Genomic DNA, 18,653 nt, shown 5'->3' with positions numbered 1-18,653 from the left:
TGCGGAAGCTCCGCAGGCGTGAGGCATTATCGGTACGCCGCGCCGTGGCGCGTACTGAAAGCTTTTGGTGACGCGTATTAAACGCGTTCAGAAAACAGGGGGATGAGCGGGGAAGGGAGGGGGCGCCGGCCACGCGACGGTGGCCGGGCGGGGGGCGGCGGGCGCGTTACTTGCCGCTGTTGAGCCGGTCCTGGATGTGCTTGGCGCGGGCCTCGGAGCCCGGGTGCGAGCTGAGCATGCTCGACTTGCCGCCATCGAGCTTGGCCAGCTTCTGGAACGCCGTGACCAGCGCCTGGCGTTTGGCGCCGTTCTTGGTCAGCAGGTCGAACGAGTAGTCGTCGGCCTCGCTTTCCTGACGTTGCGAGAACTGCGCATTGACGAAGGTCTCGCCCAGCTCGCCGATCTGCGACGACGACAGCGCGGTGAGCGTGGCGTTGCCGGTGGACCCCAGCAGCCCGCGCGCGGCCGCCGTGGTGTAGGCCACCTGCATGGCGCGCTTGGTATGGCCCAGCGCCACGTGGCCGATCTCGTGGCCCAGCACGCCGCGCACCTCGTCGTCGGTCATCATGTCCATCAGCCCGCTGTACACGCGCACGCAGCCGTTGGCCATGGCCCAGGCGTTGACGTCCTTGGTCATGTAGACCTTGGCGTCCAGCGGCAGCCCGGTGTTCTTGAGCCCGCTCATGACGTTGACCAGCCGCTTGGCGTAGGTGCTGTCGGCCGGGGCCACCTGGTTCTTCTTGTCCATCTCGGCGCAGGACTGGTCGGAAAGCTGCTTGACGTTGGCGTCGGTCAGCGACGCCGCCGAAAACAGGCTGCCGCCGGCCTGGGTCAGGCTGTCCATGTTGGCACCAGCGCAGCCGGCCAGCAGCGCCGCGCAACCCAAGGCCGCGGCAGTAGCAGTAAGGCGATTCATCTTCGGTTCCCTGAAATCAAGTCGTTGTTGTGACGGAGGCGCTGCGTGAAGGATAAGCATCGACGGGCGCGCGGGCCAGTGGTTTATGTCTGACAAGGCAGGGGCTGCACGGGGGGATGCGGACGTGCGGCATCGCGAAGGCTGCGGGACGGCGGGGGCGTTACGGTGGCCAGGACGGCCGGGGGGCGCGCCGGATGGCGCGGGAGATGGTGCCCGGGGTCGGACTCGAACCGACACGCCTTGCGGCGGGGGATTTTGAGTCCCCTGCGTCTACCTGTTTCACCACCCGGGCATGGGCTGGGCGATGGCCTGGACTGCCCATCGCGCGCTGATGAATCGCGGATTATGCCGGAATTCACCGGGCCGGACAACCGCGCGCCGGGCCGCGCCTAGCGTCCGCGCCGGGCGTTGGTGGTGCGGCTGCGGTCGTAGAAGCCGGGCGGCTTGCGGGCGATCCAGCGGATGAAGTCGGCCATGGCCGGGTGGGCGCGCAGCGCGTCCCAGTCGTGCCACGTGGTGGCCAGTTCGGTCTCGGTGAAGACCGAGTGGATCTTCTGATGGCAGACCCGGTGCATGGCCACGACGGTCCGGCCGCCCCGGCTGCGTGGCACGGGATGGTGCAGGTCGGTGCTGGCGTCGTCGAGCAGCGGCCGGCCGCACAGCGGGCACGTGGCGGCGGCCGGGGCGGGCGCGACATCGGGCGGGCCCGGTTGCGAAACCTTGCCGGCGCGCAGCCGGCGCTTGACGACCATGCGGGGGTCCGGTGAAAACGGGGGGTCTGGCAGTTGCGGTAGGATAGCGCGCAACCGCCCCACGCGGTGCCGCACCGAATCCACCCGGAGCCGAGAGCCATGTCCGCCCAGCCGACCCTCGATGCCACGCCCGCCGCCAGCCTTGCCAGCCTGGCGGCGTTGCCGTCCCAGGACCCCGCGTTCTACGCCAAGGCGTACAACAACCGCGCCAATGTACCGGACAATGCCATGCACATGGCCCGCTGGGCGGCGGATTCGGCACTAGCTCGGGCCGGCATGGTCACGTACTTCGAGAACCTGAACTACGGCGATACCGATTCGCCACTTGCCGCCACCGAGACGCTCGACTACTTCCCGGCCGCGCTGCGCGACGACGACGCGCCGCCGCTGCTGGTGTTCCTGCACGGGGGCTACTTCCGCGCGCTGGACAAGCACGACCACAGCTTCGTCGCCAACGTGCCCACGCGGCGCGGGGTGTCGGTGGCCGTGGTCAACTACGCGCTGTGCCCGGCCGTGAGCGTGGAAACCATCGTCTGGCAGGTGATGCAGTCGGTGGCGTGGCTGTACCGCGAGGCCGACCGGCTGGGCCACGATCGCAACCGGATCTTCCTGGCCGGCCATTCGGTGGGCGGGCACCTTGTGACGATGCTGATGGCGGCGCTCTGGCCGCAGTTCGGCGGTGACCTGCCGGTGGACCTGATCAAGGGCGGCCTGTCGATCAGCGGGATCTACGACCTGGAACCGCTGCGCCGCGCCGATTTCCTGCAGGCCGACCTGCAACTGACCGAGGCTGAAGTGGCGCGCCTGTCGCCGGCGTTCATGGCGCCGGCCACGGCCGCGCCGCTGATCACGGCGGTCGGGGCGCTGGAGTCGAGCGAGTACCACCGCCAGCACGCGCTGATCCGCGCTGCGTGGCCGGCCAACGTGCGCGAGGACATCGTGCTGGCCGGCCGCCACCATTTCAATGTGATGGACGACCTGATGCGCGACGACAGCGCGCTGTCGCGCGCGCTGCTGGGGATGATCGCCGGGGTCTGAGCCGGCGGCATCGTCCTAGGGCTTGATTTCCAGCACCTTCAGCAGCGACGACGTATCGTCCTTGCCCCAGCCCTGGGCCATCAGCGTGTCCAGCTGGGCGGCCGTGGCACGCATGGCGGGCAGGTCCAGGCCGATCTCGCCGGCGATGTCGGCGGCCAGCCCGAAGTCCTTGGCATGCAGCCGCGATTCGATGCCGGCGCCAAAGTCGCGCGCCACCATCTTCGGTCCCATCATGTCCAGCATGCGGCTGCCGGCAAAGCCGGTCGACAGCGCCTGGAACACCTTGCCGGTATCCACGCCCTGGGCGCCCGCAAAGCGCATGGCCTCGGCGATCCCCTCGATGTTCACCACCTGCGCGATCTGGTTGCAGAGCTTGGCCACCTGGCCGGCGCCGTGGTCGCCGATATGGGTGATGGTCTTGCCGATGCATGCCAGCAGCGGGCGTACCCGCTCCAGATGCTCGGCCTTGCCGCCGACCATGATCGTCAGCGTGCCGGCCTGCGCGCCCATCGTGCCGCCCGAGACCGGGCAGTCAAGCGCCGCGATGCCGCGCGCGGCCAGCGCCTGGGCAATCTCGCGCGTGACGATGGGCGAGATCGTGCTGTGGTCGACGCAGATCGTGCCCGGCGCGGCGCCTTCGATCACGCCGTCGCGGCCCAGCAGCACCTCACGGACATCCTCGGACGAGGTGACGTTGGTGAACACCACCTCGGCGCCGCGTGCGGCCTCGGCCGGCGTGAAGAACGGTTCGGCGCCCAGCGCGCGCGCCGCGTCGGCGGCCTCGGGGCGGCGGACGAAGGCGCGCACGGTGTGCCCGGCGCGGATCAGGTGACCGGCCATCGGCGCGCCCATGGCGCCCAGGCCGATAAAAGCCACGGTAGTCATCAATGCTTCCTCGGGTGGTCTCGGGTGGGTCTTGGGGGGTGGCGCTACTTCGCGGCCAGCCGCCACAGCGACGTCACCTCGGCCTTGCGGGCCGCGTGCAGCGGGTCATCGGCGTCGGTGGACTTGGGATGCTTGGGGCGGATGTCGGCACGGCCCAGCACCTTGAGCCCGGCTGCGTCGATCCATCCCAGCAGCTCGTCGCGCGTGCGCAGGCCCAGGTGCTCGGCAAAGTCGGACAGGATCAGCCAGCCCTGGCCGCCCGGTTCCAGGTGCGCCGCCAGCCCGTCCAGGAAGCCACGCAGCATGCGGCTGTCCGGATCGAACACGGCGTGCTCGATGGGCGAACTCGGCCGCGCCGGCACCCACGGCGGGTTGCAGACGATCAGCGGCGCGCGGCCTTCGGGGAACAGGTTGGCGTCGACAATCTCCACGTGCTGCGCCAGGCCCAGCCGGTCGATGTTCTCGCGCGCGCAGGCCAGCGCCCGGGGGTCCTGGTCGGTGCCGACCACGCGCCGGACGCCGCGCTGCGCGAGCAGCGCCGCCAGCACGCCGGTACCGGTGCCGACGTCGAAGGCCAGCGCCTTCGACGGCAGGTCCTGCCGCGCCACCAGTTCCAGGTACTCGCCGCGCGCCGGCGAGAACACGCCGTACCACGGATGGATGCGGTCGCCCAGCAGCGGAATCTCCACGCCCTTGCGGCGCCACTCGTAGGCGCCGATCAGGCCCAGCAGCTCGCGCATCGACGCCACGTAGGGGGCATCGGCCGGGCCGTAGACCTGCTCGCAGGCCTGTTGTACGTCGGGTGCCCGGCGCAGCGGCACCACGTGGCCGGGCTCGAACGGCAGCAGCAGCATGCCCAGCGTGCGGGCGCGCTGGGACTGGGCCAGCCGGTGCTTGTGGAAGGCTTCGGTCAGGCTGGCCGGTGCCTGGGCGCCGCCCCGCGCCTTGCGCTGGGGTTTGCGGTCGACGCGCCGCGCCATGGCCTGCAGCAACTGGCGCGCGTTCTGGAAGTCGCCGCGCCAGAGCAGCGCGGTGCCTTCGCTGGCCAGCCGGTAGGCGGTATCGGCCGCCATCTGGTCGTCGGCCACCACCACGCGCCGGGGCGGCGGCAGGCCGGCTTCGGACCGCCACAGCGCGCTGCGCTCGGCGCCGTCCTCGGACCAGTGGAGGCGGGGAGGGGAATCGGATACGGACATATCTATATAGAGGAGGGCCGGCTTACAGCTCGTAAGCCTCGTGGTCGCCGGACATCGCCTGCTCCACGAGCTTGCGGTTCAGGGTCGGCGAGAACAGTTCGATGAAGGTATAGACGAAGCTGCGCAGGTAGGCGCCCTGCTTGACGGCCAGGTGCGTGACATTGGTGCCGAACAGGTGGCCGGCGGGCAGGCCGCGCAGGTTGCGGTCGCGCTCGGGGTCGAAGGCCAGCCCGGCCACGATGCCGATGCCCAGGCCAATCTCGACGTAGGTCTTGATCACGTCGGCGTCGATGGCTTCCAGCACGATGTCGGCTTCCAGGTGACGCAGCGCGAACGCCTTGTCGATCTTGGGCCGGCCGGCGAAGTTCACGTCATAGGTGATCAGCGGGTAGGTCGCCAGGTCTTCCAGCGTCAGGTGCTTCTTTTCCAGCAGCGGGTGGTCAGGTGGCGTAATCACCATATGCTGCCACTGGTAGCCGGGCAGGGACACCAGCGCCTTGTCGCTGGAGATGCCTTCGGTGGCGATGCCGATGTCGGCCTGGTCGTGCAGGATCATGTCGGCAATCTGCACCGGCGTGCCCTGCTGGATCGACAGCCGCACCTTCGGGTAGCGCTTGGTGAACTCGGCAATCACGCGCGGCAGCGCGTAGCGGGCCTGCGTGTGGGTCGTGGCAATGGTGAAGTTGCCCTGGTCCTGCGCGGCGTAGTCCTTGCCCACCCGCTTCAGGCTTTCCACTTCCTGCAGGATCTTCTCGACGGACACCAGGATGCGGCGGCCCGGCTCGGTGAGGCTGCGGATGCGCTTGCCATGCCGGGTGAAGATATCGACACCCAGCTCTTCCTCAAGCTCGATGATGGCCTTCGACACGCCGGGCTGTGATGTATAAAGCGCTTTTGCCGCTTCCGTCAGGTTGAAGTTCTGCCGGACGGCCTCACGCACGAAGCGAAACTGGTGGAGATTCATATAACTTCGCTCGTATAAACAAACAACTTCTTATTAGTTTGAGATATGAGGCGAGTTTATTACGATTCTCGAACTTTGTTAAACGTTCGCCTGCCCGAATTGCGTCCGCGGCCCGCCTGAAGAAGGTGGCGCCGGCACCACCGGCGGCAGGCGCAACCCGATAAGCGTCCCCGATGTCCCTGGCTTTCACCGTTTCCGGTCTGCTGGTAGGTATCCTGGTTGGTCTGACCGGGGTAGGTGGCGGCTCGCTCATGACGCCGCTGCTGACGCTGCTGTTCGGCTTCTCCCCGGCCACGGCCGTGGGCACCGACCTGGCCTTCGCCTCCATTACCAAGGGGTTCGGCACGATCGCGCACCGCGCGCACGGCCACGTGCAGTGGCAGGTGGTGCGCCGCCTGTGCATCGGCAGCCTGCCGGCCGCGCTGGCCGCCATCCTGGTGCTCAAGAGTGCCGGCGAGCTGAACGCCCAGTGGCTGCATGCCATCCGCGTGACGATTGGCGTCTCCGTGCTGCTGACCGTGCTGTCGCTGCTGTTCCGCAAGCAGATGCTGGCGTGGCTGGAACGCAACCCGCGCTACCAGCTGGAAGGCCGCCGCCAGGTGGTGGCCACGATCGTCGTGGGCGCCGTGATCGGCGTGCTGGTGACGGTCTCGTCGATTGGCGCCGGTGCCGTGGGCGCCACGCTGATCCTGCTGCTGTACCCCCATATGAAGCCGGCCGAGGTGGCCGGCACCGATATCGCCTACGCCGTGCCGCTCACGGCCGTGGCCGGGCTGGGCCACGTGTGGCTTGGCACCGTCGACTGGAATCTGCTGCTGGCGCTGCTGGTGGGATCGATCCCCGGCATCTGGCTGGGCGCCCAACTGTCGCGGGCGCTGCCCGAGCGGCTCGTGCGCGCCGCACTGGCGACCACGCTGACGCTCGTCGCCATCAAGCTCGTTTCCTAAGCATCCAACGAATACTGAACGGACCCACACCATGTATCAGTACGATCAATACGACCAGCGCATCGTCCAGGAACGTGTCGCGCAATTCCGCGACCAGGTGCGCCGCCGCCTGTCGGGCGAGCTGACCGAGGAAGAGTTCCTGCCGCTGCGGCTGCAGAACGGCCTGTACATGCAGCGCCACGCCTACATGCTGCGCGTGGCCATTCCGTACGGCCTGCTGGCGTCGAAGCAGCTCCGCATGCTGGCCCACATCGCCCGCAAGTACGACCGCGGCTATGGCCATTTCTCCACGCGCCAGAACATCCAGTACAACTGGATGGAGCTGGAGCAGGTGCCCAACGTGCTGGCGGAACTGGCCAGCGTGGAAATGCACGGCATCCAGACCTCGGGCAACTGCGTGCGCAACATCACGACCGACCAGTTCGCGGGCGTGACCCCGGACGAGTCCGTGGACCCGCGCGTGCTGGCCGAACTGCTGCGCCAGTGGAGCACGTTCCAGCCGGAATTCGCGTTCCTGCCGCGCAAGTTCAAGATTGCCATCTCGGCCAGTCAGGACGACCGCGCCGTGGTGCAGATGCACGACATCGGCATCTACGCGTACAAGAACGCCGACGGCGAGACGCGCCTGCGCATCCTGGCCGGTGGCGGCCTGGGCCGCACGCCGATCCTGGGCACGATCATCAAGGAAGACCTGCCGTGGCAGCACATGCTGACCTACGTCGAGTCCGCCATCCGCGTCTACAACCGCTACGGCCGCCGCGACAACAAGTACAAGGCCCGCATCAAGATCCTGGTGAAGGCCATCGGCGCCGAGAAGTTCGCCGCCGAGGTGGAAGAAGAGTGGCAGTTCAGCAAGGACGGCCCCGGCACGCTGACGCAGGCCGAGTTCGACCGCGTGGCCCAGTACTTCCAGCCGCCCGCCTATGAAAAGCTGCCGGACACCGACGCGTCGTTCGAGAAGCACCTGCTGGAGAACAAGGCGTTCGCCCGCTGGGTCAGCCGCAATGTGCGCGCGCACCGCGTGACGGGCTACGCGTCGGTGACGCTGTCGACCAAGCCGGGCCCCGTGTCGCCCCCGGGCGATGCCACCGCCGAGCAGATGGAAGCGGTGGCCGACCTGGCCGACCGCTACGGCTACGGCGAGCTGCGCGTGGCGCACGAGCAGAACCTGGTGCTGCCCGACGTGAAGAAGAAGGACCTGTTCGCGCTGTGGGAAGCGGCCCGCAAGGCCGGCCTGGCCACGGCCAACATCGGCCTGCTGACCGACATCATCGCCTGCCCGGGCGGCGACTTCTGCTCGCTGGCCAACGCCAAGTCGATCCCGATCGCGCTGGCCATCCAGGAACGCTTTGACGACCTGGACTACGTGCATGACCTGGGCGAGGTGTCGCTGAACATCTCGGGCTGCATCAACGCCTGCGGCCACCACCACGTCGGCAACATCGGCGTGCTCGGCGTCGACAAGGACGGCTCCGAGTGGTACCAGGTGACGCTGGGCGGCGCCCAGGGCAACCAGTCGGCGATCGGCAAGGTGATTGGCCCGTCGTTCAGCGCCGAGGAAATGCCCGAGGTGGTGACCCGCATCATCGACACGTTCGTGGCCAACCGTGCCGGCGACGAGCGCTTCATCGAGACGTTCGCCCGCATCGGCATCGCCCCGTTCAAGGAACGCGTGTACGCCGACAAGCAGCGCGAAGAGCGCGCCGAAGCCTGAAAGAGACCGAACATGGCAAAGATCATTCAACTGCAACGCGACGACGCAGGCCAATTCCGTCCCGTCATCGTCGAAGACCACTGGACCGTGCTGCGCGCCACCGACGAGCAGCCGCTGGACGCCGCGCGCATTGCCGCCGTGGCACAGGGCGCCGACGCCGTGCTGTTCCCGCTGTCCGTGTGGAAGGACAACCAGGCGCTGCTGGCCGGCCGCGACAAGGCTGTCACCGGCGTGTGGCTGGCCCCCGAGGACGAACCCGCCGATGCGCAGCCGCTGTTCGACCAGGTGTCGGTCGTCGCGGTCGACTTTCCGGTGTTCCGCGATGGCCGCGGCTTCTCGTCGGCCTACCTGCTGCGCACCCGCTACGGCTGGACCGGCCAGCTCCGCGCCATCGGCGACGTGCTGCGCGACCAGCTCAACTTCATGAAGCGCTGCGGCTTTGACACGTTCGCCGTGCGCGCCGACAAGAACATCGACGACGCGATCAAGGGCTTCACCGAGTTCACGGTGGCGTACCAGGCATCGGTGGACGAGCCGCTGCCGCTGTTCCGCCGCGCCCGCGCCGATGTGACAGCGCAAGGTTCGGCATGAGCACGATTTCCGAGATCCCCGTGGTCGACGGGGCCGCGCCCCAGGTGTCGTCGCTGCGCCCCCCAGCGCTGTGGACGATGCCGCTGTACACGGGCTCGGTCGAGGCGCTGGAAGCCAAGGAACGCGCGCTGGCCGAGCGGCTGGCGGGCATCGCCGGGCGTTTCTTCCGCGCGCGCTTTGCCACGAGCCTGGCCGCCGAGGACATGGTGCTGACCGACGCGATCCTGCGCGGCACCGACGCCGTGCGCGCCGGCATCCGCGTGTTCACGCTGAACACGGGCCGCCTGCACGCCGAGACGCTGGCGGTGCTGGACGCCGTGCAGACCCGCTACGGCTACACGGTCGAGCAGTTCACGCCGGACCAGGAAGCGGTGGACAACTACGTCCGCAAGCACGGCCTGAACGCCGTCTACGACAGCGTGGACCTGCGCAAGACCTGCTGCGGCATCCGCAAGGTGGAGCCGCTGAACCGCGCGCTGTCGCACGCCGACGCGTGGATGACGGGCCAGCGCCGCGAGCAGGCCGTGACGCGCGCCGAGCTGCCGTTCGAGGAACTGGACGAGGCGCGCGGCATCCCCAAGTTCAACCCGCTGGCCGACTGGACCGAGGCCGAGGTCTGGGCCTACCTGACGCGCCACGACGTGCCGGTCAACGCGCTGCACGCCAAGGGCTACCCGAGCATCGGCTGCGAGCCGTGCACGCGGGCCGTGAAGGCGGGCGAGGATGTGCGGGCGGGGCGCTGGTGGTGGGAGTCGAAGGACTCGAAAGAGTGCGGGCTCCACGAGCAGAACATCAAGCATTGAACGAATTACCAGAGGCCGATAACGACATGGGCATCATGAACGACATCGCAGACGCAGGCGTGGCCGCCAACGTGGAACACCTGCTTCAGGTCCAGAACGACCACCTCGACCGGCTGGAAGCCGAGTCGATCTACATCATCCGCGAGGTGGTGGCCGAGTGCCGCAACCCGGCGCTGCTGTTCTCGGGCGGCAAGGACTCGATCGTCATGCTGCACCTGGCGCTGAAGGCGTTCCGCCTGGGCGACCGCAAGGTGGAGCTGCCGTTCCCGCTGGTCCACATCGACACCGGCCACAACTACCCCGAGGTCATCGCCTTCCGCGACCAGCGCGTGGCGGAACTGGGCGCGCGGCTGGTGGTGGGCCATGTCGAGGACTCCATCAAGCGCGGCACCGTGCGGCTGCGCAAGGAAACCGATTCGCGCAACGCCGCGCAGGCCGTGACGCTGCTGGAAACCATCGAGGCGCACAAGTTCGACGCGCTGATGGGCGGCGCCCGCCGCGACGAGGAAAAGGCGCGCGCCAAGGAGCGGATCTTCTCGTTCCGCGACGAGTTCGGCCAGTGGGACCCGAAGGCCCAGCGCCCCGAGCTGTGGAGCCTGTACAACGCCCGCATGGCCGCCGGCGAGCAGATGCGCGTGTTCCCGATCTCGAACTGGACGGAACTGGACGTGTGGCAGTACATCGCCCGCGAGAACCTGGCGCTGCCGCCGATCTACTATGCGCACGAGCGCGAAGTGGTGCGCAAGAACGGCCTGCTGGTGCCCGTGACGCCGATCACTCCCAAGCAGGACGGCGACGTCAGCGAGGTGCTGTCGGTCCGCTTCCGCACCGTGGGCGACATCAGCTGCACCTGCCCCGTGGCCAGCACCGCGGCCTCGCCGGTCGAGATCATCGCCGAGACGGCCGTGACCGAGATTACCGAGCGCGGCGCCACGCGGATGGACGACCAGACCAGCGAAGCGTCGATGGAACGCCGCAAGAAGGAAGGCTACTTCTAAGCCGATGCCGCAGAGGAACACGAACATGTCTCAATATTCGCAACACCAGGGCCTGCTGCGCTTCATCACGGCGGGTTCCGTCGACGACGGCAAGAGCACGCTGATTGGCCGCCTGCTGTTCGACAGCAAGGCCGTGCTGTCCGACCAGTTGACCGCGCTGGCCAACGCCAAGAACAAGCGCACGGCTGGCGAGGAGATCGACTTCTCGCTGCTGACCGACGGCCTGGAGGCCGAGCGCGAGCAGGGCATCACGATCGACGTGGCGTACCGCTATTTCTCCACGGCGCGCCGCAAGTTCATCATCGCCGATACGCCGGGCCACGAGCAGTACACGCGCAACATGGTGACGGGCGCGTCGACGGCGCACGCGGCCATCGTGCTGGTGGACGCCACGCGCGTCACCGTGACCGGCGGCCGTGCCGAGCTGCTGGCGCAGACCAAGCGCCATTCGGCGATCCTGAAGCTGCTGGAGATCCAGCACGTGATCGTCGCCGTGAACAAGATGGACCTTGTGGAATACAGCGAGCAGCGCTTCAACGAGATCCGCGCCGCCTACGCCGAGCTGGCAAACCAGCTTGGCCTGAAGGACGTGGTCTACGTGCCGGTGTCGGCGCTGCGTGGCGACAACATCGTCCACGCCAGCGACGCCATGCCGTGGTACCAGGGCGAGCCGCTGCTGCCGCTGCTGGAGGCGCTGCGGGTGGAAGACGTGGCGCCCGAGGGCGACGCGGCGCTGCGCTTTCCGGTGCAACTGGTGGTGCGCCAGGACGGCGCCGCCGCCGACGACTTCCGCGGCTATGCCGGCCGCGTGGAAGCCGGCACGGTGCGCGTGGGCCAGAAGCTGCGCGTGCTGCCCGCCAACCGCGAGGCCGTGGTGGCCGAGGTGCTGACGCCGAACGGCGCGGCCGATTCGGCCAACGCCGGCGACACCATCACGGTGCGCCTGTCCGAGGACGTCGATGTGTCACGCGGTGACATGTTCGTGGCGGCCGACGCCACGGCGGCTTCGGCCAAGAAGCTGACGGCCGACCTGTGCTGGTTCGATGACGAATCGCTGAACCCGTCGCGCAAGTACGTGCTCAAGCACACCACGGCCAGCGTGTTCGCGCGCGTGTCGGCGGTGGATCGCGTGCTGGACGTGCACACGCTGTCGCACGAGACCGGCCGCCACGACATCCGCCTGAACGACATCGGATCGGTGCAGCTGTCGCTGCAGAAGCCCATCGTCTGCGACACCTACGGCGACAACCCGGCCACGGGCGCCTTCGTGCTGATCGACGAGGCCACCAATCACACGGTGGCGGCGGGCATGATCCGTGCGTATGCCTGATATCGTCCCGAACGGACAGCAATGGTAATGGTGGTGCAGATGAACACGCGCAAGGCAACCTCGACCGGCAAGGTGTACCTGATTGGTGCAGGCCCCGGTGCGGCCGACCTCATTACGGTGCGCGGTGCCCGCTTGCTGGGCGAAGCCCAGGTCGTGCTGCACGACGCGCTGGTGTCGCCCGAGATGCTGGCCTGGTGCCCCCAGGCCGAGCTGATCGAGGTGGGCAAGCGCTGCGGGCAGCGCTCGACGGCGCAGCTGTTCATCAACCGCCAGATCGTCGACCTGGCCGGCAAGTATGAGCGCGTGGTGCGGCTCAAGGGCGGCGACCCGATGCTGTTCGGCCGCGCCGACGAGGAACTGCAGGCGCTGGAGGCCGCGGGCATCGCGTACGAGGTGGTGCCCGGCATCACGGCGGCGCTGGCCGCCGCCAGCGCCATCGCCCGGCCGCTGACCCGGCGCGGCGTATCGCGCAGCGTGGCATTCGCCACCCAGGCCAAGGCTGCCGATGCGGTGGATGTCGAGGCCGACGTCAAGGCCGACACCATCGTCTACTACATGGGCCGCGACCAGGCCGCCAACATCGCCGCCCAGCTCATCGCGCGTGGCAAGCCGGCGTCCACGCCTGCCTGGGTGGTGGAAGCCGCCACCACGCCGCGCCAGCGCAGCCACCAGTTCACGCTGCGCGAGATGGCCGCCGGAGAGGCCGCGCGCTGGATGGACCCGGTGCAGCCCAGCCTGCTGATGATCGGCGAGGCCCTGGGGACCCGTGCGACCGAGGTGGCGGAGGCGGTAGCGGTGGACAGGGCGGCGTAACGCCGCTGCGGTGGCAGAACGAAAAAAGGCCAGGGGGAATCCTGGCCTTTTTGCTTGCTGGGGCTCGCTGCGGCGTGCGGGATGGCTAGGGCTGCGCCCCGTTGCCGGGAGAGACGGCCTGCGCGCAGTAGGCCGCCATCGCGTCGAGCACCACATCGGCCTCGCCCACCGCCGTGGCCACGCCGATATCCACGCCCGGATGGCGCGCCCGGCATTCCTCGACCAGCAGCGGGAAATCGCGCCGCAGATGCCCGCCCTGGCCCAGGAACACGGGCACCACCGTCACCGCGTCGATGCCCTCGGCAGCCAGCGCGTCGATGGCCTCCGCCAGCGACGGCGCCATCAGTTCCAGGAAGGCCAGCCGCACCACGCAATCGGGCCGCAGTGCCGACAGCCTGGCATGCAGCCGGTCGAACGGCTCGCGCCAGCGCGGGTCGCGCGCGCCGTGGCCAAAGAGGACGATGGCTTGCCGCATGGCGCTCAGTGCCGGTCGACCCAGCGCAGCGACGTCAGCGCGAAGGTCAGGTACAGCGTGCCTGGCACCAGCGCCGAGACAATCGGCGGCCAGGTGTGCAGCAGGCCGACGTGCGAGAACAGCGTGTTCGCCAGGTGGAACGACAGCCCCAGCATGATGCCGCCGAACACCTTGACGCCCACCGCACCGGCGCGCGCGTGCAGGTAGGCGAAGGGCAGGGCCAGCGCCACCATCACGAACAGCGTCAGCGGGTAGACCACCTTCTTCCAGAACGCGATCTCGTAGCGCTGTGTGTCCTGCTTGTTGTCGCGCAGGTGGCGGATGTAGCGGAACAGGTCCAGCGTCGACATCCGCTCGGGCGTCACCAGCAGCACCGACAGGATTTGCGGCGTCAGCTCGGAATGCATGACCATGTTCGGGAACAGCGCCTGCTCGGCCCGGAAATCGGGCGCCAGCGCGTCGCGCTTGGCCGGGGCGGGCGCCGCCGCGCCGTCGCGCAGTTCCACGAAGCGCGTCTCGTTGACGTCGTTCAACTGCCATTGCTGGCCGCCCTGGTAGCGCCCTTCCTTGGCCACGCGGATCACGCGCAGGCGGTAGTCCTGGTCGAACTCGTAGATCGTGATGCCGTTGATCGTCTGGTCCGGGCGCAGACCCTGGACGTTGACGAAACGTGTGATCTCGCCGCCACCCGCGGACGTATCGCGGTCACGGTCCTTGACCCAGACGCCCGAGCGGAAGCCGGACGATACCGTCGCGCCAATCGCCTGCAGCTTGATCTTCTGCGCGTATTGCTCGGCCGCCGGGCCAATGAATTCGCCGAACACGAACGTGACCAGCGCCAGCGGCACGGCGAGCTTGAACAGCGAGAACAGCGCCTGGCGCGTGTTCAGCCCGGCCACGCGGAAGATCGTGAACTCCGACTGGCTGGCAAGCTGCGAAAACACGTAGATGGCGCTGATCAGCACCGCGATGGGCAGCACCTCGTAGACGCGCGTGGGCGCCTGCAGCATGACGTGGAAGAACGCCACCAGCGACGTATAGCCGCCCTGCACGCTTTCCAGCTCGTTGAGCATGTCGAAGAAGATGAACAGCGACAGCACCGCGAACAGGATGAACGCGAAGACGCCGTAGATCAGCCGCGCAAAATAGCGCTCGTAGACGGCCAGCACCCTCATGCCTGGCCCCCGGCATTGCCATTGGCCTTGCGCTTGAGGCCGAACACGGCCCGCCAGCCGCCCAGGCTGCGGTTCTGCCGATAGCGGAACAGCATCAGCGCGCACAGGAACACCAGCACGTGCAGCGGAATCAGCGCCATCCAGAACGAGAGCGACCCCGACCGCACCCAGGCCTGCGCCAGGTTGATCGTGTTGCTGTAGGTCAGGTAGATCAGCACCGCGAACACCAGCGGCGTGTAGCGGCCCAGCCGCGGGTTCACGTAGGCCAGCGGGATGGCGATCATCACGAAGTTGAAGGCCAGGATCGGCAGCGACACGCGCCAGAGCAGCTCGGCCATGTTGTCGCGGGTGGGATTGCGCAGCAGGTCGATGGTGTCGCGGCTCTTGGCGGGCAGGTCGGCCTCGGTCTCGGGCGGCTTGTTGTCGACCTTGACCGCGTACTTATCGAATTCCAGGATCCGATAGTTGAGCTGGCCCGGCACGCCGGCGTAGTGCCGGCCGTTCTCCATGACCACCAGCCGGTCGCCGTTGGGCTGGGTCTCGAACTGGCCCTGGTGCGACAGCGCCACGCCGATCTTGCCGGCCTCGGAATTGGCCACGAACACGTTGCGGGCGTGCTTCATGTCGGCGTCGATGCCCTCGATGAACAGCACGTAGTTGCCGTTGGCGGGCTCGATGAAGCGGCCCGAGGCGATCATCGACAGCACGCCGCGCTGCTGGAACCGGTCCCGGAACAGCGCGCTCTGCTGGTTGGCCCACGGCCAGGCGAACATGCCCAGCAGCAGCGCCATGATGAAGAACGGCGTGGCGAACTGCAGCACCGGCTTGACCAGGTCGCGCAGCGAGATGCCGGCCGAGAACCACACCACCATCTCCGAATCCTTGTACCAGCGGGTCAGGACGATCAGGGTGGAGATGAACAGCGTGGCCGACAGCAGGATCGACAGGTAGCCAATGGTGGCCAGGCCGATCAGCATCAGCACGTCGTTGGGGCTGGCCTTGCCGTTGGCGGCCATGCCCAGGATGCGGATCACGAGCGACGTGAGCATGAACGTCAGCATCACCAGGAACACCGCACCGGCGGTGTAGGCAAGCTCGCGTCGCAGGGCTTGTTGAAAAATCATGCGCCAATCGCTTCCGGCTTCCGGCCGGAGCGGGCGATGTGCCGGGGCCGAGGGACTGGCAGGACCGCGGGCTGTCAGCTTGCAGGATCGGCGGCGGCAGATCGCGGATGAAAATCGCGGATAATGGGGGCTTTCTTTTCGACGAGCCCCTGGAAGGAAGCGCGATGGAATTTAGCACAAAAGCCCTGGATCTGAGCAAAGCCGGCCAAAATGGTTTCCTGGCCACCAAGACCGACTGCCTGGTGGTGGGCCTGTTCGAGGGCCAGAACCTTGCCGACGTGGCCAAGGCGCTGGACGTGGCCACCAAGGGGCTGGTGGCGCGTCTGGTGCGCCAGGGCGACTTCGAAGGCAAGCGCGGCACCCAGTTGATGCTGCACGAGGTGGCCGGCATTGGCGCCGCCCGCGTGCTGCTGGTGGGCCTGGGCAAGGAGGCCGAGTTCAGCGACCGCGCCTTTGCCGAAGCGGTGCGCACCGCCATGCGTGCGCTGGGCAGCACGCGCGCCGCCACGGCGCTGTGGTGCCTGGCACAGCAGGTGCCGCCCCAGCGCGACATGACCTGGGGCGTGATCACGACGATCACCATCGTGCGCGAGGCCGGCTACCGCCTGCTGGAGCGCCATCCCGAACTCAAGCGCCCGGCCAAGGGCGCCGGCACGGCCGACAAGCCCACGCTGCGCCGGATCGTGCTGGCCGTGGACGTGGCCGACGGCAAGGCCGCCACCCAGGCCGTGGTACGCGGCACCGCCATCGCCAACGGCATGGAACTGACGCGCGACCTGGGCAACCTGCCGTCGAACATCTGCACGCCGACCTACCTGGCCAATACCGCGCGCGGCATCGCCAAGCGCCACAAGCTCAAGGTGGAGATCCTGGGCCGCAAGCAGATCGAGGCCCTGAACATGGGCGCCTTCCTGGCCGTGACCAAGGGCAGCGTCGAGCCGCCGCAGTTCATCGTGCTGCGCTACGACGGTGCCAGCGCCAAGGCCGCGCCGGTGGTGCTGGTGGGCAAGGGCATCACGTTCGACACCGGCGGCATCTCGCTGAAGCCGGGCGAGGGCATGGACGAGATGAAGTACGACATGTGCGGCGCCGCGTCGGTGCTGGGCACCATCCAGGCCGTGGCCGAGATGGGCCTGAAGCTGAACGTGATTGCCGTGGTGCCCACCTGCGAGAACATGCCGGCCGGCAACGCCACCAAGCCGGGCGACGTGGTGGTCAGCATGTCGGGCCAGACCATCGAGATCCTGAACACGGACGCCGAGGGCCGCCTGATCCTGTGCGACGCGCTGACCTACGTGGAACGCTTCAAGCCGGCCGCCGTGGTCGACGTGGCCACGCTGACCGGCGCCTGCATCATCGCGCTGGGCCACGTGAACAGCGGCCTGTACGCGCGCAGCGACATGCTGGCCGACCAGTTGCTGGACGCCGGCCGCAAGGCCATGGACACCGCCTGGCGCATGCCGCTGGACGACGACTACCAGGACCAGCTCAAGTCGAACTTTGCCGACATGGCCAACATCGGCGGCCGTCCGGCCGGCAGCGTGACCGCGGCCTGCTTCCTGGCGCGCTACACCGAGAAGTACGACTGGGCCCACCTGGACATTGCCGGCACCGCCTGGAAGAGCGGCGCGGCCAAGGGCGCCACGGGCCGCCCGGTGCCGCTGCTGACGCAGTTCCTGATGGACCGCGCCGCGTAAGCGGCCGACAGGGCAAGGCAGCCATCCATGACGCGCATCGACTTCCACAGCAACGTGCCGGATACGCTGGCCTACGTCTGCCGCCTGGTCCGCAAGGCGTACGGCGCCGGGCAGAAGGTCGTGGTCTACGGCGCGCCCCAGCAGCTGGGGCAGCTCGACGCGCGGCTGTGGTCGTTCTCGCCGCTCGACTTCCTGCCGCACTGCGGGCTGGACAGCCCCAATGCGGCGGTGACGCCGATCATCCTGGCGGCCACGCTGGACCAGGTGCCGCACCGCCAGTTGCTGGTGAACATCGCGGCGGAAGCCCCGCCGCAGTTCGCCAGCTTCGAGCGGCTGATCGAGGTGGTCGGCGCGACGCCGGACGCCCGCGACGCCGGCCGCGAACGCTATCGCTTCTACCGTGAGCGCGGCTACCCGCTCACGCACCATGACATCGGGCAGGCCAAGGGAGAATCGGCATGAGCGAACGCACGACTTCGCGGGTGATCCCGCGCCTGGGGCCCAACGACAGCGTGCCGCTGCTGACGGAAATCGTCGAGTTGCCGGACACGGTGTTCGAGGCGACCCCGGCCGCCCGGCCCGGAGCGGCGGTGATCGACACGGCGGACATGCCCGATTCGGGCCTGGTGACGGCCGTGGGAGACACCGAGTCGCTGCCGGACATCGTCACGGCGCCCGACACCGAACCACTGGCCGACCCCGCGGCCTTCCAGCCCGGCGAGGACGACCTGCGCGCTGTTCGCACCGAACTGCTGACGCGCGTGATGATGCGCTTTCGCACCGAATGGCCGCAGGTCGTGGAAGCCCACACCGAGGCCACGCTGCAATCACGGCTGGCCCCGCTGACCGCCCAGCTCGCCAGCGAACTGACCCAGGCCCTGGAAGCCCGCCTGGTCGAATGGCTCGACGCCACGCTGGAAGAAATCGAACGCGATCCAGGCGGGGTTTAGCTGCATCTTCTGGGTTGGTTTGCTCCCCTCTCCCGCAGCGCGGGAGAGGGGCCGGGGGTGAGGGCAGGCAGTGCTAACTGCGACAAGTCAGCAAGCAGACCCTCAACGCCCTCTCCCCCAACCCCTCTCCCGCACGCGGGAGAGGGGAGCAAAAAGCCGGTGGAGACTTCGACATTGACCCAATGTTGTCTCCCCCCGCAGCGCGGGAGAGAGGAGCAAAAAGCCAGTGAAGACCTCGACTCGACCCAATGCTGTCTCCCCTCTCCCGCAACGAGGGAGAGGGGC

At 68.2% G+C, this 18,653-nt stretch carries 19 protein-coding genes and 1 tRNA gene; 11 read left to right on the top strand and 9 right to left on the bottom strand.

The features are described 5' to 3' along the window. Positions 1-166: 166 nt before the first annotated feature. The 3 genes from EPAKOI_RS13085 to EPAKOI_RS13075 form a co-directional block, all read right to left on the bottom strand. Complete coding sequence (locus EPAKOI_RS13085; RefSeq protein ID WP_423192376.1) at positions 167-916, bottom strand: M48 family metallopeptidase; 750 nt, start codon at positions 914-916, stop codon at positions 167-169. Between the two features lie 207 nt (positions 917-1,123). Next, positions 1,124-1,208 (bottom strand) — tRNA-Leu (locus EPAKOI_RS13080). Between the two features lie 97 nt (positions 1,209-1,305). Beyond that, a complete protein-coding gene (locus EPAKOI_RS13075; protein ID WP_423192375.1) occupies positions 1,306-1,668 on the bottom strand; it encodes an HNH endonuclease in 363 nt (120 codons plus the stop codon). A 99-nt stretch (positions 1,669-1,767) separates the two neighbouring features. Between EPAKOI_RS13075 and EPAKOI_RS13070 the strand changes: the two genes are divergently transcribed. Next, positions 1,768-2,706 carry an alpha/beta hydrolase gene (locus EPAKOI_RS13070; RefSeq protein WP_124683397.1) on the top strand — a complete coding sequence of 313 codons (939 nt, stop codon included), beginning with the start codon at positions 1,768-1,770 and terminating at the stop codon, positions 2,704-2,706. A 15-nt stretch (positions 2,707-2,721) separates the two neighbouring features. On the opposite strand, the gene EPAKOI_RS13065 is transcribed toward EPAKOI_RS13070, so the two are convergent. From EPAKOI_RS13065 to EPAKOI_RS13055, 3 genes are read right to left on the bottom strand one after another with little or no spacing between them, the layout of a single operon-like run. After that, positions 2,722-3,591 (bottom strand): NAD(P)-dependent oxidoreductase, encoded by an 870-nt coding sequence (locus EPAKOI_RS13065; RefSeq protein WP_124683398.1) that lies wholly within the window; start codon positions 3,589-3,591, stop codon positions 2,722-2,724. A gap of 44 nt (positions 3,592-3,635) precedes the next feature. Then, a complete protein-coding gene (locus EPAKOI_RS13060) occupies positions 3,636-4,787 on the bottom strand; it encodes a methyltransferase (protein WP_423192374.1) in 1,152 nt (383 codons plus the stop codon). 22 nt (positions 4,788-4,809) lie between these two features. Continuing rightward, positions 4,810-5,751 (bottom strand): CysB family HTH-type transcriptional regulator, encoded by a 942-nt coding sequence (locus tag EPAKOI_RS13055; protein ID WP_124683400.1) that lies wholly within the window; start codon positions 5,749-5,751, stop codon positions 4,810-4,812. Between the two features lie 173 nt (positions 5,752-5,924). Here EPAKOI_RS13055 and EPAKOI_RS13050 point away from each other — a divergent pair, with 173 nt between their 5' ends. The 7 genes from EPAKOI_RS13050 to cobA are packed head-to-tail and all read left to right on the top strand — an operon-like array spanning position 5,925 to position 12,947. Beyond that, complete coding sequence (locus tag EPAKOI_RS13050; protein WP_124683401.1) at positions 5,925-6,698, top strand: sulfite exporter TauE/SafE family protein; 774 nt, start codon at positions 5,925-5,927, stop codon at positions 6,696-6,698. A gap of 31 nt (positions 6,699-6,729) precedes the next feature. Further along, complete coding sequence (locus EPAKOI_RS13045; protein WP_423192373.1) at positions 6,730-8,412, top strand: nitrite/sulfite reductase; 1,683 nt, start codon at positions 6,730-6,732, stop codon at positions 8,410-8,412. A gap of 12 nt (positions 8,413-8,424) precedes the next feature. After that, positions 8,425-9,003, top strand: a complete 579-nt coding sequence (locus EPAKOI_RS13040; RefSeq protein WP_124683403.1) for a DUF934 domain-containing protein — start codon at positions 8,425-8,427, stop codon at positions 9,001-9,003. Next, entirely contained in the window at positions 9,000-9,806 is an 807-nt protein-coding gene (locus EPAKOI_RS13035) for a phosphoadenylyl-sulfate reductase (RefSeq protein WP_313835250.1), read from the top strand. The genes EPAKOI_RS13040 and EPAKOI_RS13035 overlap by 4 nt, the downstream gene beginning before the upstream one ends. A 26-nt stretch (positions 9,807-9,832) precedes the next feature. Further along, positions 9,833-10,804, top strand: a complete 972-nt coding sequence (cysD, locus tag EPAKOI_RS13030; RefSeq protein ID WP_124685041.1) for a sulfate adenylyltransferase subunit CysD — start codon at positions 9,833-9,835, stop codon at positions 10,802-10,804. 25 nt (positions 10,805-10,829) lie between these two features. Next, positions 10,830-12,134 carry a sulfate adenylyltransferase subunit 1 gene (locus EPAKOI_RS13025; RefSeq protein ID WP_423192372.1) on the top strand — a complete coding sequence of 435 codons (1,305 nt, stop codon included), beginning with the start codon at positions 10,830-10,832 and terminating at the stop codon, positions 12,132-12,134. Between the two features lie 39 nt (positions 12,135-12,173). Then, positions 12,174-12,947, top strand: a complete 774-nt coding sequence (cobA, locus tag EPAKOI_RS13020) for a uroporphyrinogen-III C-methyltransferase (protein ID WP_313835248.1) — start codon at positions 12,174-12,176, stop codon at positions 12,945-12,947. Positions 12,948-13,032: 85 nt separating this feature from the next. Here cobA and EPAKOI_RS13015 read toward each other — a convergent pair whose 3' ends face one another. From EPAKOI_RS13015 to lptF, 3 genes are read right to left on the bottom strand one after another with little or no spacing between them, the layout of a single operon-like run. Then, a complete protein-coding gene (locus EPAKOI_RS13015) occupies positions 13,033-13,431 on the bottom strand; it encodes a CbiX/SirB N-terminal domain-containing protein (RefSeq protein WP_313835391.1) in 399 nt (132 codons plus the stop codon). Beyond that, the gene (lptG, locus tag EPAKOI_RS13010; protein ID WP_313835247.1) at positions 13,428-14,597 is read right to left on the bottom strand and encodes an LPS export ABC transporter permease LptG; all 1,170 of its coding nucleotides are present in this window, start codon (positions 14,595-14,597) and stop codon (positions 13,428-13,430) included. Before lptG ends, EPAKOI_RS13015 begins: the two co-directional genes overlap by 4 nt. Then, complete coding sequence (gene lptF, locus EPAKOI_RS13005) at positions 14,594-15,721, bottom strand: LPS export ABC transporter permease LptF (RefSeq protein WP_423192371.1); 1,128 nt, start codon at positions 15,719-15,721, stop codon at positions 14,594-14,596. Before lptF ends, lptG begins: the two co-directional genes overlap by 4 nt. Positions 15,722-15,885: 164 nt before the next feature. Here lptF and EPAKOI_RS13000 point away from each other — a divergent pair, with 164 nt between their 5' ends. The 3 genes from EPAKOI_RS13000 to EPAKOI_RS12990 are packed head-to-tail and all read left to right on the top strand — an operon-like array spanning position 15,886 to position 18,368. After that, positions 15,886-17,418 (top strand): leucyl aminopeptidase, encoded by a 1,533-nt coding sequence (locus EPAKOI_RS13000; RefSeq protein ID WP_124683409.1) that lies wholly within the window; start codon positions 15,886-15,888, stop codon positions 17,416-17,418. A 27-nt stretch (positions 17,419-17,445) separates the two neighbouring features. Beyond that, the gene (locus EPAKOI_RS12995) at positions 17,446-17,880 is read left to right on the top strand and encodes a DNA polymerase III subunit chi (protein ID WP_423192370.1); all 435 of its coding nucleotides are present in this window, start codon (positions 17,446-17,448) and stop codon (positions 17,878-17,880) included. Continuing rightward, complete coding sequence (locus tag EPAKOI_RS12990; protein WP_423192369.1) at positions 17,877-18,368, top strand: hypothetical protein; 492 nt, start codon at positions 17,877-17,879, stop codon at positions 18,366-18,368. Before EPAKOI_RS12995 ends, EPAKOI_RS12990 begins: the two co-directional genes overlap by 4 nt. The last annotated feature ends 285 nt before the right edge of the window (positions 18,369-18,653 follow it).

It is taken from the genome of Cupriavidus sp. H18C2, from assembly GCF_049393795.1.
GTDB lineage: Bacteria > Pseudomonadota > Gammaproteobacteria > Burkholderiales > Burkholderiaceae > Cupriavidus > Cupriavidus pauculus_C.
The sequence above is the reverse complement of the archived record's forward strand: the minus strand, read 5'-3'. Positions and strand labels throughout refer to the sequence as shown.

What these genes read in the sequence shown, in the direction of transcription:
- EPAKOI_RS13085 (WP_423192376.1), bottom strand. Translation starts at nt 916, where the DNA reads ATGAATCGCCTTACTGCTACTGCCGCGGCCTTGGGTTGCGCGGCGCTG.
- EPAKOI_RS13075 (WP_423192375.1), bottom strand. Translation starts at nt 1,668, where the DNA reads ATGGTCGTCAAGCGCCGGCTGCGCGCCGGCAAGGTTTCGCAACCGGGC.
- EPAKOI_RS13070 (WP_124683397.1), top strand. Translation starts at nt 1,768, where the DNA reads ATGTCCGCCCAGCCGACCCTCGATGCCACGCCCGCCGCCAGCCTTGCC.
- EPAKOI_RS13065 (WP_124683398.1), bottom strand. Translation starts at nt 3,591, where the DNA reads ATGACTACCGTGGCTTTTATCGGCCTGGGCGCCATGGGCGCGCCGATG.
- EPAKOI_RS13060 (WP_423192374.1), bottom strand. Translation starts at nt 4,787, where the DNA reads ATGTCCGTATCCGATTCCCCTCCCCGCCTCCACTGGTCCGAGGACGGC.
- EPAKOI_RS13055 (WP_124683400.1), bottom strand. Translation starts at nt 5,751, where the DNA reads ATGAATCTCCACCAGTTTCGCTTCGTGCGTGAGGCCGTCCGGCAGAAC.
- EPAKOI_RS13050 (WP_124683401.1), top strand. Translation starts at nt 5,925, where the DNA reads ATGTCCCTGGCTTTCACCGTTTCCGGTCTGCTGGTAGGTATCCTGGTT.
- EPAKOI_RS13045 (WP_423192373.1), top strand. Translation starts at nt 6,730, where the DNA reads ATGTATCAGTACGATCAATACGACCAGCGCATCGTCCAGGAACGTGTC.
- EPAKOI_RS13040 (WP_124683403.1), top strand. Translation starts at nt 8,425, where the DNA reads ATGGCAAAGATCATTCAACTGCAACGCGACGACGCAGGCCAATTCCGT.
- EPAKOI_RS13035 (WP_313835250.1), top strand. Translation starts at nt 9,000, where the DNA reads ATGAGCACGATTTCCGAGATCCCCGTGGTCGACGGGGCCGCGCCCCAG.
- cysD (WP_124685041.1), top strand. Translation starts at nt 9,833, where the DNA reads ATGGGCATCATGAACGACATCGCAGACGCAGGCGTGGCCGCCAACGTG.
- EPAKOI_RS13025 (WP_423192372.1), top strand. Translation starts at nt 10,830, where the DNA reads ATGTCTCAATATTCGCAACACCAGGGCCTGCTGCGCTTCATCACGGCG.
- cobA (WP_313835248.1), top strand. Translation starts at nt 12,174, where the DNA reads ATGAACACGCGCAAGGCAACCTCGACCGGCAAGGTGTACCTGATTGGT.
- lptG (WP_313835247.1), bottom strand. Translation starts at nt 14,597, where the DNA reads ATGAGGGTGCTGGCCGTCTACGAGCGCTATTTTGCGCGGCTGATCTAC.
- lptF (WP_423192371.1), bottom strand. Translation starts at nt 15,721, where the DNA reads ATGATTTTTCAACAAGCCCTGCGACGCGAGCTTGCCTACACCGCCGGT.
- EPAKOI_RS13000 (WP_124683409.1), top strand. Translation starts at nt 15,886, where the DNA reads ATGGAATTTAGCACAAAAGCCCTGGATCTGAGCAAAGCCGGCCAAAAT.
- EPAKOI_RS12995 (WP_423192370.1), top strand. Translation starts at nt 17,446, where the DNA reads ATGACGCGCATCGACTTCCACAGCAACGTGCCGGATACGCTGGCCTAC.
- EPAKOI_RS12990 (WP_423192369.1), top strand. Translation starts at nt 17,877, where the DNA reads ATGAGCGAACGCACGACTTCGCGGGTGATCCCGCGCCTGGGGCCCAAC.